Genomic DNA, 11548 nt, shown 5'->3' on the forward strand with positions numbered 1-11548 from the left:
GGGCCCGACGCGGCGTTTTGCGGCGCCCGGCTCGCGCGGCCTGGCCGATCAGCCCTTCCACGTACATCCTCTGGTCGCCGTCCAGCCGTAGCTCGCGAACGAGAGACTCAAGCACCGGTGGCGACGGTGCCAGTCGGCCCTGCTCGATGCGTACGTAGTAGTCGGTACTGATCGCGGCAAGCTCAGCCACCTCTTCGCGGCGCAGCCCTCGCACGCGGCGCTGGGTGTGAGCGCGCTCGGGAAGCCCGACCTGCGCCGGTGTGAGCTCGCCGCGGCGATGCCTGAAGAACTCACCGAGCTCGCGAAGATGTGCGGAATCAGTCACTCCTCCAGCATGTCAGTGAGGAAAAGCCTCTGCCTGGGAGAGATCCTTCCTAGGAAGCAGCGCGACCTTCCTGCGCCCGGCTGTCAGCCGCACAGTGGACACAGGCCGCAGATCGCCGGCCACCCACGATTCCGCAGGAGCAGAAAATGAGGACTGACGTCCGCTTCCAGACCAACGGCCTGCAGCTCGCAGGGCACCTTTACCTTCCCGACGGCGCCGACGGTCCGCTGGCCGCGGTAGTCGTCGGCCACCCCACGACCGGAGTCAAGGAGCAGGCGTCGGCGACGTATGCGACGCGCCTGGTCGAGGAAGGCTTTGCCGTCCTGACCTTCGACGCCGCCTTCCAGGGCGAGTCCGAAGGCCTGCCCCACGGCCTGGAGGACCCCTCCCAGCGCGCCGAGGACTTCCGCGCGGCGGTCTCCTACCTCACCACGCGCCCCGAGGTCGACTCCGAGCGTATCGGCGTCATGGGCGTGTGCGGCTCGGGCGCCTACGTGCCCTACGCGGCCCAGACCGACCACCGCATGAAGGCCGTGGCCGGTGTCTCCGGGACCGATGTTCCCAGCTTCCTGCGTGGCGCCGACCCCGAGGACTGGCAGCAGATGGTGGCGAACTCCGGTAACCACCGCAGCGCCGAAGCCGCCGGCGAGCCCGCGGTGACGTTCGCCGTGCTGCCGGAGAAGGTCGATGCCGACACCCCCGCCTCCGCTGCCGAATTCGTTGACTACTACAAGACACCCCGAGGCCGGCACCCGCGTTCCACGGGGGACATGGTCGTGCGCAGCGCGGACCTCCTGGACCAGTTCGACTCTTTCACCGACGTCGCGAAGATCGCGCCTCGCCCGCTGCTCATGATCGCCGGCACCGAGGCCGTCACCCGCGGGTTCTCCGAGAAGGCCGTCGCCGACAGCCCCGGCAACGCCGAGCTATTCCTCGTCGAGGGCGCCAGCCACGCCGACCTGTACGACCGCGACGAGTACGTGACTCCTGCCGTCGCCAAGCTGGTCGAGTTCTTCAGTAAGCACCTCGCCTGAGTCGGCAGGCATGACCGGCCATCCAACGAATGCCTCGCCCGTGCTGCGGGCAGCGGCTCTCGTCAGGGCAAGGTGTGCCCCGGCGAGGGTCAGACTGCCAAGAGACGGGAAGGTGCTGGTCGCAGCCACTCTCCGATGGCCGCGACCAGCACTGCGGCCTCATAACGGACGGCAAGCTTGTCGTATCTCGTGGCGACCGCGCGATGCCTCTTGAGACGATTGATCCCACACTCGACAGCTTGGCGCTCGCGGTAGTCGACCGGATCGAAACGCGGAGGTCGGCCGCCGCGGGAGCCGAGCTTCCGGCGGTTGCGTGCCTGATCAGACTTGTCGGGAATGGTGCATCGGATCCCTCGGCGGCGCAGGTAGGCGCGGTTTCTGCGGGAGGCGTAGGCCCTGTCGGCCCGTACACGGTCGGGGCGGACGCGTGGTCGGCCCCGCCCGATGCGGGGCACGCGGACTTTTGCCAGCACGAATTCGAACTGCGGTGAGTCCCCCCGCTGTCCTGCTGTGACCACGATCGACATGGGTTTTTGGCCTTGCTCGACGGCCAGGTGAAGCTTGGTGGAGAACCCGCCGCGCGAGCGTCCCAGCCCGTGATCACGGGGCTCGGTGAAGATGCCGCCCGGCGATTCCTTCTGCAGGTCGGCCTTTCTACGAGCCCCGGCCGCATGCTGATGGGCGCGGCAGACCGTGGAGTCGACGCTCAAGTCCCACACGATCGCACCTTTCGCATCGGCCAAGGATTGGAGCCGGGTGAGGATCCGCTGCCACCGGCGGAACAGGTGGTAGACCCGGCCCCACGGCCCGTACTCGACGAGCACGTCCCGCCACGGCACACCAGTGCGGACCCGGAACCGTATGCCGTCGATCAACTGCCGCCGAGGCCAGACAGGCGGTCGGCCCGCCTTCATGCTCTTCGGTAGCAGCGGCTCCAGAACCGCCCACTGCTCATCTATGAGATCTCCCCGTCCCATGGACCGTGATCATCCACTGTCCGAGATCGACTTTCGACACATGCCCTAGGGGCGGACGGCCAGCCGGGAATGACCTTCGCGCGCACAGAGACTGCTGCCGCATGGTTGTCAGTGGCCGGCCCTTAACGCCGCCGCGCTCAGGGGTGACGAGGAGCGGACCGGTCGCCGCACTCCAAAAGTGGCCGGATTCAACCGTCGCCGGGCCATCGGTGACGAGGCTCTTGTCAACGAAGCCGAGGAATGCCTCGCGGAAGAGCCGCTACAGCTTCCGGGCCACCGTCCCGGTCGGCATGGGGGTGCGCCCGCTGCGTGACTCGGCCGCAGGCGGTCTGGACGAGGACGACGAGCAGCCGTGAGGCTGGCGCTGGGAGGTGACCTGGGACCGGGACGCGGCAGCGATCGGCGGCCTGTACGACTACCTCCTGCGTACTGGTTACGTCACTGCCGGGCCATGGCGGTCGACGAGTCACGGAGGGACGCCGGCCCGCGGTGCACGGGGCCAGAACGGAACCGGGTGTCCACCGCCAGGATCATCAGCACTCCCGGAGGAAGGCGAGTCCAGGAAGGGGAGATCGGTCATCACCGCTGCTCAAACCACTCCTTGGTGTGAGAGTGGATGCCGGCGCGCCGGATCAAAATCTCAGAGCGGGACGTCTTCCCACGGTGTCAAGGGGGAGCGTGGTTCCGCACCGAGAAACAGAGCGTCAAGGAGGCAGAAGATGCAGAACTCGACCGAGTTGGTGCGCCACGACGAGGTGACTACCGAGTCCGGGAAGGCCCCGTACGAGCCGCCGCTCCTGGTGGAGGCCGGGGTGTTCGCCGAGGAGACGCGAGGCGGCAGCGGGAAGTACAGGGAGGCGGGCATCGGGCGTTTCCTCGACTGACCTCTTCCTTCTGACCGTTTCGTGAGGATCCCGTGTACTGGTTCGTCTCACTGCCGGACTGCGCGTCAGGTCGGCATGTCCTGGAGAACGTGCGCCAGGAGCACCGGCTGCTCGTCGCTCATGCCTCCGGAAGGCCGTGGCTGGTCGGACAGCTTCCGGCGGACCAGGTACGGGTGATCACGGCGGGAAGGACGCGGCTCGCGGTACTCGGCCGTGCGCCGGGTGCCGCGACCCTGCCCCCGGGCATGTTTCCGGGCCGGCCGGACAGCACGCCGGGCGCCGGTGAGCCAGCGGGAAGCGGTGTGGGGGACGATGCGCTTCGTCGCCGCCTCGCTTGGATCCGGGATACCGAGGACCTGACTGATCTGGACGAGATCGCCGCGGCGCTGCGGGGAAGTTGTCACCTGGCGCTCTCGGCGTACGGCCGGTACCGGATCCAGGGGACGGCGTCCGGGCTGCGCCGGGTGTTCCGGACCCGCTGGCAGGGGCTGACCCTGGCCGCCGACCGCGCCGACGTACTCGCCGAGCTCACCGGTGCGACGCTGGACGAGGTGTTCCTCGCCCTGACCCTGCTGGGTGAGGGGCCGCCTGCGCCCCTTGATGAAAGGTCTTCGTGGAAGGGGGTGAGCGCGGTCCCCTCCGGCAGCGCCCTCACCGTTGCCCCCGGCGGGACGTCCTGCGTCCGCCGCTGGTGGCGGGCCCCCGAGCCGCAGCTGCCGCTGGAGGCGGGGGCAGCGGCGCTGGGGGAAGCATTGCGGGTGGCCGTGGCCGACCGGGTGGGTGAGGAGACTGCGGCGGGCCGGATCCCGGGCTGCGACCTGTCCGGTGGCATGGACTCCACCGCGCTGGCCTTCCTCGCCCAGTCTGCCGGCAGCACGCCGGTGACCTGCACGGTCACCTACCGGGACGCCGCCAACGACGATGCCTACTGGGCGGGCCTCGCCCAGCGGCAGCTTTCTGCCCCGGCAGTCCCTGTGCTGCGCCTGGCCGGGGAGCAGGTGCCCCACCAGTACGCCGGTATGGAACAAGTTCCGCTACTGACGGACGCCGTCTCCCCGATGCTGCGGGGGCGGGCCGTGCTGGGGCGTGTGGCCGCCGGGTACCGCGAACACGGCGTAGCCCTTCAGATCGCCGGTCATGGCGGCGACGAGGCCGTCCAGGCCACCTTGGGTTACCTGCACGGTCTGGCGCGGCGGCACCCACTGCTGGCTGTGCGCCATCTGCGCGGCCACCGGTCCCGGAGACGGTGGCCCGCGGGCAGGGGGCTGTACGCACTCATGGACTCCCGTCCCTACGCCGCCTGGCTGGCCGGTGAGGCCGGGCTGCTGCGGGCACCGGCGAGCAGGAGCCTGGCGTTCGGCTGGGGCGAGCCCCTCCGGATGGCGCCGTGGGCCACGGACACCGCCCGGGAGCTGGTCGCCGACGCGCTCAGGGACGCCGCCCGGACTGCGGAGCCCCTCGATCCCGATCGCGGTCGGCACGCCACACTGCACCGCGTGCATACCGCGGCCCAGCTCTACCGGCTGATGCGCCAGGAGCAGCCGTCGCCCTGGATCGCGCTGCCCTTCCTCGACGACCGGGTGCTGGAGGCGTGCCTGGCTGTCCGCCCCGAGGAGCGCGGCACCCCATACGTCTACAAGCAGCTCCTCGCCACCGCCGTGCGGGAAACGGTGCCGGGGGCGTTGCTGGGCCGGTCCACCAAGGGCAGTACGGACAAGGACTTCTACGAAGGGCTGCGCCTGCACCGCGCGCACCTGCACGATCTGGTGGACCACTCCGTCCTCGCCGAACACGGCCTCGTCGATCCCACCGCGCTGCGCCACGCGCTGTTCACACCGAGCCCGCGCACCACCAACCATCTCGAGGACACCCTCGGATGCGAGCACTGGCTGCGGCTGATTCCCGCGCCCAGCAGCCACCCCCCGCTGGAGCGACACCCTTGACCGTACGGCTGACACCCCATGTCTCCCTGACCCGTACCGCAACCGGCATGGTCCTGCTGGACCAGACCACCGGCCGGTACTTCGAACTCAACCAGGCGGGCGCGACGACACTTGACGCGCTGCTCGACGGAGCGAGCCTTCCACGGGCGGCGCAGCTCGTGTCCGATGGCTCCCGCGAAGGCACCCAGCAGGCACTCACCGACCTGGGCAGTTTCCTTGGGCGGCTCACCGACAACGGCCTTGCCACCGTCGAGGAACCGCACGACAGCCCAGATCGCATCGGCATCCTCCGCAAGGGAATCGACGCTTTCCGGAAGACGACCGGCACAGCCCGCAAGGGAGGAGGGGCATGAGCATTCCCACCGCGGTGCCCGAGCGCCCCGCCCCAAGCTGGTGGCGGCAGCCCCCGGCCCGGGTGGCCATCGTCCTGGCCTGGGCGCTGGCCAGACTCTCTCCGCGCCGTATCCGCGCCGTGCTGGGCCTGGTGCGCAGGGGTGCGCGGCCCGCCACGTACGAGGAGGCTACCCAGGCGCGGGACCGGGTCGTGGCGCTCAGCACGTCCTGTGCCGGGGAGGGGTGTCTCCAGCGGTCCCTGGCCACGGCTCTGCTCTGCCGCCTGCGCGGCACCTGGCCCACGTGGTGCACGGGCGTGCGTACCCAGCCGTTCGGCGCGCACGCCTGGGTGGAGGCCGCGGGACGGCCCGTGGCCGAGCCGCCGTCGACCGGGGATTACCGGCCGATTCTGACCGTCGGACCGCTGCGCCGATGAGTCCTCCCACCACGGCAGCCGCAGGCACGCGGAAGGCTGCGGCGCCGGAAACAGGCAGCGCCGGGCCCGCGCGCCGCGGCGCCCACGGCCGGCCCCGGCACCCGGTGCTGCGACTGATCCGCGGACACCGGGCCGCCCTCTGCCTGGGTGTCCTGCTCTCCACCGGTGCTTTGGCTGCCGGCCTGTCCCAACCCCTCCTCGTACGGGAAGTGGTGGAGGCGGCCGGGCACGGGACGATGCCCTGGCCAGTGGCCGGTGGCCTGGCCGCCCTGTTCGCCGCCCAGGCGCTCCTTCAGGCAGCCGGCACCTACGTACTCGGCCGCACCGGCGAAGCCGTCGTGCTGCACACCCGCCGACGCCTCACCGGCCGCCTGCTGCGGCTGCCGGTAGCCACCTACCATCGCTACCGTCTGGGCGACCTGATCTCCCGGACCGGCACGGACACGACCACGCTGCGCACGGCGACCGGACAAGCCTGCACCGACGCGGTGACCGGCGTGCTGGGTCTCGTGGGCACCCTGGCCCTGATGGCCTGGATCGACCTGCGGCTGCTGGGGGTCGCGGTCGCGGTCACCACGCTCACCGCCCTGATCTCCCTGCCCGCGCTCTCCCGGATCCGGCCGGCTGCCGAGGAGGCCCAGCGCGCGACCGGACACCTCACCGCGGACCTGGAACGTGCCCTCACCGCCATGCGGACCGTGCGGATGTGCGACGCCACCACCCGGGAGACCGCTCGGATCACTGGGCACGCGCGCACCGCCCATGACGCGGGTGTACGGATCGCGCGGGCCGACGCCGTTCTCGTGCCTGCGGCCGAACTCACCCTGCGCGTCGCCCTGATGGTGACGATCGTCGTCGGTGCCCTGGACATCGCCCACGGCACGGGCACCACCGCGGACCTGATGGCCTTCCTGCTCTACCTCGACTTCCTGGCCCAGCCCCTCACCGCCCTGATCAGTGCGGCCGGTGGACTCCAGCAAGCGGCCGGTGCCTCCGCGCGCATCACCGAGGTACTGGAACTGCCCGAGGAACGGGACATCGGGCAGCACCGGGAAGAGCGGGACCTCCTCAGCGCCGTTCCCGGCCCGGCCGCAGGACGGGCCGCCCTGGAGTTCCAGAACGTCTGGTTCGGCTACGACCTCGACCGGCCCGTGCTACGTGGCATCAGCTTCCAGCTGCCCCCGCGCGGCGTCACGGTCCTGCTCGGTGACTCGGGCACGGGCAAGACGACGGTGCTCGGCCTGGTCTCCCGCTTCCACACCCCGGACCGCGGACGCATCCTGCTCGGGGGCGTCGACATCCACACGCTGCCACTCAGGGAATACCGCAGCATGATCGGTCTGGTCGAGCAGGAAAGCCCGGTCCTCCACGGCACCCTGCGCGACAACCTCACCTACGCCGCCCCCGAGCTTGCGGACACGGACCTGTGGCAGACGCTGCGCCTGACCGGACTGGCGGAGTACGCCCGCTCCCTGCCGCAGGGACTGGACACCCCCGTCGGCGACCACGGCGCCACACTCTCCGGCGGCCAGCGCCAGCGGATCGCGATCGCCCGCGCCCTGGCCGCCCGGCCCGCACTGATCCTCCTGGACGAGCCCACCGCCCACCTTGACCCCGCCTCCGAACGGTCGCTGCTCCACACGCTCGACGAGATCGGCCGGCACTGCGCCCTGCTGATCGTCACCCACCGCACCAGCACACTGAACAGCATCAGCCAACGCCTCACCCTGACCCGACCGGACAGCGCAACCCAGGCGAACCAACCCACAACCCACTCCACGCCACCACTCCCGGTCACCGGCCCGGGAAACTGACCACCGACCGCCGGCAAGGAGCAGAGCCGGACCCAGACAGGGATCGGCGATCAGAGCTTTCCCGGACTCCCTGCCATCCAGGTCGACCTTGGCGGCCGGGCGGTTCCGAGCGAGCACGTGGAAGGCTGAGGTGTGCCGCAGGCGAGCATGGACGAGGGCGTGCTGCACGCCCGACGGTGGCGCCGTTCGCGCAGCAGATCCGCCAGGTAGGGGGAGGGGGCAGACACTCGCAGGCGGCCTGGCCCTCTCCCACGAAGCACTCGCCATCGCCTTGCACGCCGTCGAAGCCCTGTCCTGGACGGCGGTGCTGGACGCGGTCCGCTTGGAGCCCGGCGCCGACGTCGCCGCGGTCACCACCGTCCAGATCCGCGAGGTCGTCGAGCGGCTCGTCGCCGCCGGCCAGTGGAAGCCGGGCGACCCGGAGGTCCTGGTCGCGCTGGACGCCGGATACGACGCCCCGCGCATCGCCCACCTGCTGAACGGCCTGCCCGTCGAGATCCTCGGCCGGCTCCGCTCCGATCGCGTCATGCGCCGGCCAACGCCGCCGCGAGGCTACGACCCCAAAGGCGGCCGACCGCCCAAGCACGGCGGCGAGTTCGCCTTCGGAGACTCCAGCACCTGGGGCACCGAACAGGCCGTGACGACCACGGACACCCGGCTCTATGGGAAGGCGACCGCGCAGGCGTGGGACCGACTGCACCCGCGGCTCACCCGCCAGGCCGCATGGCTCGACCACGACGGCCCGCTGCCCATCATCGAGGGCACGGTCATCCGGCTGATCGTGGAGAAGCTGCCCAGCGGCAGGGTCAACAAGCCGGTCTGGCTGTGGTGGTCGGGCACCGGCGCCACCTCGGACGACGTGAACCGCTGCTGGCAGTCCTTCCTCCGCCGCTTCGACATCGAGCACACGTTCCGCCTGTTCAAGCAGACGCTACGATGGACCAAGCCCCGTCTTCGCAGCTCCGAGGCGGCCGACCGGTGGACCTGGCTGGTGATCGCCGCCCCTGCCCAGCTCCGGCTCGCCCGTCCACTGGCCACGGACCTGCGGCGGCCCTGGGAGAAGCCGACGGAGCCGAACAGACTGACACCCGCCCGCGTCCGCAGAGGGTTCAGAAACCTGCACGCGAAGACCGGGTCTCCAGCCGGTGCACCGAAACCGTCCCGGCCCGGGCCAGGCAGGCCACCGGGCTCGAAAAATCGCCGCCCAGCCACCCGTCACGACGTGGGCAGAGTCCTTGCCACCGGCGAAGCGTTCAGCCGACCCGCCCACCACAAAGTCGGCACGAAACCCCGACGTGTCACGCCCGTTCCGAGCTGACCGGCGACTGTCACTGCCCAATGACCATGCGGTCAAGCAGGATGGGCAACATGGACGCGAACGGAAGCCGACCCCTTGAAGACCTCGTGCAGTGGAACGGTGAGCTCTCTGGACTCATGAGAAATGCCCGGCACGGCGAACCAGCATCGGCTGTCACGTTCCGTCGTGGCCACGCCGTTGCTGCCGCGGAAAGGGTCACCACCGGGCTCGCCAGCCCCGGCCAGCTCGTCGACTGGGCACAGGCCGTGCACTTCGAGGACCAGGTGCACGTTGATGAAGGACACCAGGACCTGCTGACCCAGTTCCTCGTCGAAATCTCGACCCCCGAGCTGTTCGAACCCGTCACCCATGAAGTCTGCCAACGATGGCTACGCATCCTCCGGACATCGATGACCTCCGATGCCGAAGCAGCCGAACGTTAAACGACAAGCTCAGTGGGTGTTTTCGATCCTGAACGGCTCGTCAATGCCTGAGCGGGCCGCTGACGCGACCCGCTCGGCTTCGAGGGCTTCAGTGATTCGCCGTGTTCACCCGTCATTCATGTGCGGATGTTCGAAGGCGGATGTTGGTGGGTCGTCTGGGAGGAAGTCGCTCCAGCAGCCGGCGGGGAAGAGCGCGTGGGCAAGCTGGAGGAGTTGCAGCGGCTGCTGGTGCAGGCCGGTGACGGCGAGAGTGCGGCCCGTTTCCAGGCCGTCCAGCCGCTGGTGGATGAGCAGGTGGAGACCGGCGACGTCCATAAACCGGGCATGTCGCAAGTCCCAGGTCACGTGACGTGGGTAACGAACGGCGTCAGTTGTCGGGCGGCGGCGAGCAGGGCGGGCAGCGTGTCGTCCCCTCAGGGGGTCATGAGCCCGCAGACACAGGACCGCCGACGGGCGGTCCGGCAGCTATGGCGGGACCGGGTGCCCGTGAAAGGGGCGATGCCCGAAACCCGTGAACCGGCGCCTCCCGCGCCGCTGGTGAAGTCCGGCGGCATGCACACCGGTCAATCTCTTGTGCTGCCATCCTGGCACAACGGCAGCCCACTCCCACCGGTGCGACCGGGCCTTGCCGAAGCTCAAGTCCGGCGGGGGCATATGACCTGCCGGATACGCTCAGGCGGTGACGGGTCGGGGCTTCTTCGTCCACTCGGTCCGAGGGCTGCGCCGGGTCAGACGGCGGGGCATCAAGGTGACTAGCGCCCAGGTCACATGGGCCTCGCTGACCTGCGGAAGCCGCTCGTAATCCCGGACATTCCGCCGTGCCTTCATCACCCATCCCAGCGTGCGCTCGACGCGCCAGCGCCTCGGAAGCACCACGAACCCCTTGGCGCCCTTGGGTCGGGAGACGGTCTTCGGGGTGAGGTGCAGGAAGTCGTCGGCCCAGTCGATGAGCCGGCCCGCGTAGGCGGAATCCGCCCAGACCTGGGTGATCTGCGGCTGGGTGATACGCAGCCGCCACAGCAGTTCGCGTGCGGCGTCCCGGTCGGTCATGTCGGCGGGCGTCACCATGATCATGACGGGCAGGCCCTTGGTGTCCACGGCCAGGTGTCTCTTCCTGCCGTTGATCAACTTCCCGTTATGCCGTTGCCGGGATAACGGGAAGAAGATCGTGGGCCGCAAGCGGAGCATCGTCACCGACACCCTGGGGCTGCTGCTCGCGGTGCTGGTTACGGCCGCGAGCGCGCAGGACTCCGTTGCAGGCACCCACCTGGTCGACCAGGTCGCTGCGGCCCACCCCGCCATCCGCAAGGCCTGGGTCGACGGCGGCTACCGCCAGCACCTCGTCGAGCACGGCGCCCAGCTCGGCATCGACGTGGAAATCGTCCAACGCGATCCCGGCATCAGGGGGTTCACGCCGCTGCCCAAGCGCTGGACCGTGGAGCGGACCTACGGGTGGCTGATGTTCCATCGCTGCCTGGCCTGCGACTACGAAACCCTGCCCGCCCGCTCCGAGGCCATGATCCACCTCGCTATGACCGACCTGATGGCCCGCCGCCTCACCGGCGAGGCCACCATCTCCTGGCGCGACCCGACATCAACGGATCAAACACTGATTCCGGGATGAAACATCGGGTGAAAACGACCTCTCAGGCTTACGGCTCAGGCCACCGCCCGCACCGGCTCCCGCCTCACCACATGTACCAGCGAACGGTCCGTGATCTCAGGGCCGGGGAGGCCGCCGGTGTCAGTGTCGTGGCCAGTGATCACCAGCGGCACGGCCATGACGGCCGGGTCGTCCTCCTGCAGCGTCTCGTCGTCGACGCGGGTGGTCGCCCGGCGGCGCGGCTTCGGCCGGTCCGCATGAGGTATGTTCATCAGCTGGCTGATCGCCATCAGCGGCAGCTCGGTCGAGGTGAGCGACGAGGTCGGCCTGCGGTCCACGGGGTGGTGAATGCCTTGATACCAGCCTGCGCGGTGCCGACGAGTGCGGCACCAGTCAGCAGGTGCCTGTCCCGTACGGCATCCGGACCCTGGTCACCGGCACCTCGGTGGGCACACGGGT

Annotated in this window: 12 protein-coding genes and 3 pseudogenes; 10 read left to right on the top strand and 5 right to left on the bottom strand. The window is 69.9% G+C overall.

The annotated features are described in order from the left end of the window. Window positions 1-325, bottom strand: a 325-nt coding sequence (locus ACZ3IG_RS34560) for a helix-turn-helix domain-containing protein (protein ID WP_467437113.1), incomplete at its 3' end; no start/stop codon positions are given. 146 nt (window positions 326-471) lie between these two features. Here ACZ3IG_RS34560 and ACZ3IG_RS34565 point away from each other — a divergent pair. After that, a complete protein-coding gene (locus tag ACZ3IG_RS34565) occupies window positions 472-1359 on the top strand; it encodes an alpha/beta hydrolase (protein WP_467437115.1) in 888 nt (295 codons plus the stop codon). Window positions 1360-1448: 89 nt separating this feature from the next. On the opposite strand, the gene ACZ3IG_RS34570 is transcribed toward ACZ3IG_RS34565, so the two are convergent. Next, window positions 1449-2336: an IS5 family transposase gene (locus ACZ3IG_RS34570; protein ID WP_467437116.1), complete on the bottom strand. Its 888-nt coding sequence runs from the start codon at window positions 2334-2336 to the stop codon at window positions 1449-1451. Window positions 2337-2557: 221 nt separating this feature from the next. Here ACZ3IG_RS34570 and ACZ3IG_RS34575 point away from each other — a divergent pair, with 221 nt between their 5' ends. From ACZ3IG_RS34575 to ACZ3IG_RS34610, 8 genes and pseudogenes are all read left to right on the top strand, one after another. Further along, window positions 2558-2692 carry a hypothetical protein gene (locus ACZ3IG_RS34575; protein WP_467437117.1) on the top strand — a complete coding sequence of 45 codons (135 nt, stop codon included), beginning with the start codon at window positions 2558-2560 and terminating at the stop codon, window positions 2690-2692. 363 nt (window positions 2693-3055) lie between these two features. Continuing rightward, window positions 3056-3220, top strand: a complete 165-nt coding sequence (locus tag ACZ3IG_RS34580) for a lasso RiPP family leader peptide-containing protein (protein WP_467437118.1) — start codon at window positions 3056-3058, stop codon at window positions 3218-3220. 302 nt (window positions 3221-3522) lie between these two features. After that, on the top strand, window positions 3523-5163 hold the full coding sequence (locus ACZ3IG_RS34585; RefSeq protein WP_467437119.1) for an asparagine synthase-related protein: 1641 nt from the start codon (window positions 3523-3525) through the stop codon (window positions 5161-5163). A gap of 47 nt (window positions 5164-5210) precedes the next feature. After that, entirely contained in the window at window positions 5211-5516 is a 306-nt protein-coding gene (locus ACZ3IG_RS34590) for a PqqD family peptide modification chaperone (RefSeq protein ID WP_467437120.1), read from the top strand. Beyond that, window positions 5513-5932: a lasso peptide biosynthesis B2 protein gene (locus tag ACZ3IG_RS34595; RefSeq protein ID WP_467437121.1), complete on the top strand. Its 420-nt coding sequence runs from the start codon at window positions 5513-5515 to the stop codon at window positions 5930-5932. The genes ACZ3IG_RS34590 and ACZ3IG_RS34595 overlap by 4 nt, the downstream gene beginning before the upstream one ends. Window positions 5933-6036: 104 nt before the next feature. After that, on the top strand, window positions 6037-7746 hold the full coding sequence (locus ACZ3IG_RS34600; protein ID WP_467437123.1) for an ABC transporter ATP-binding protein: 1710 nt from the start codon (window positions 6037-6039) through the stop codon (window positions 7744-7746). 292 nt (window positions 7747-8038) lie between these two features. Then, window positions 8039-9064 (top strand): annotated as a pseudogene (locus tag ACZ3IG_RS34605) (transposase); the annotation flags it as partial. A 50-nt stretch (window positions 9065-9114) separates the two neighbouring features. After that, window positions 9115-9486, top strand: coding sequence for a hypothetical protein (locus ACZ3IG_RS34610; RefSeq protein ID WP_467437124.1), 372 nt, complete (start codon window positions 9115-9117; stop codon window positions 9484-9486). A 105-nt stretch (window positions 9487-9591) separates the two neighbouring features. On the opposite strand, the gene ACZ3IG_RS34615 is transcribed toward ACZ3IG_RS34610, so the two are convergent. Together ACZ3IG_RS34615 and ACZ3IG_RS34620 are read right to left on the bottom strand one after the other, a co-directional pair. Next, window positions 9592-9831 carry a hypothetical protein gene (locus tag ACZ3IG_RS34615; protein ID WP_467437125.1) on the bottom strand — a complete coding sequence of 80 codons (240 nt, stop codon included), beginning with the start codon at window positions 9829-9831 and terminating at the stop codon, window positions 9592-9594. Window positions 9832-10173: 342 nt separating this feature from the next. Then, window positions 10174-10638: pseudogene (locus ACZ3IG_RS34620) on the bottom strand (transposase); the annotation flags it as partial. Between ACZ3IG_RS34620 and ACZ3IG_RS34625 the strand changes: the two are divergent. After that, window positions 10637-11110, top strand: a pseudogene (locus tag ACZ3IG_RS34625) (transposase); the annotation flags it as partial. The pseudogenes ACZ3IG_RS34620 and ACZ3IG_RS34625 sit on opposite strands and share 2 nt — an antisense overlap. Window positions 11111-11145: 35 nt before the next feature. Here ACZ3IG_RS34625 and ACZ3IG_RS34630 read toward each other — a convergent pair. Next, window positions 11146-11427: a hypothetical protein gene (locus tag ACZ3IG_RS34630; protein ID WP_467437126.1), complete on the bottom strand. Its 282-nt coding sequence runs from the start codon at window positions 11425-11427 to the stop codon at window positions 11146-11148. Between the last annotated feature and the right edge of the window lie 121 nt (window positions 11428-11548).

It is taken from the genome of Streptomyces sp. NPDC016677 (assembly GCF_055562815.1).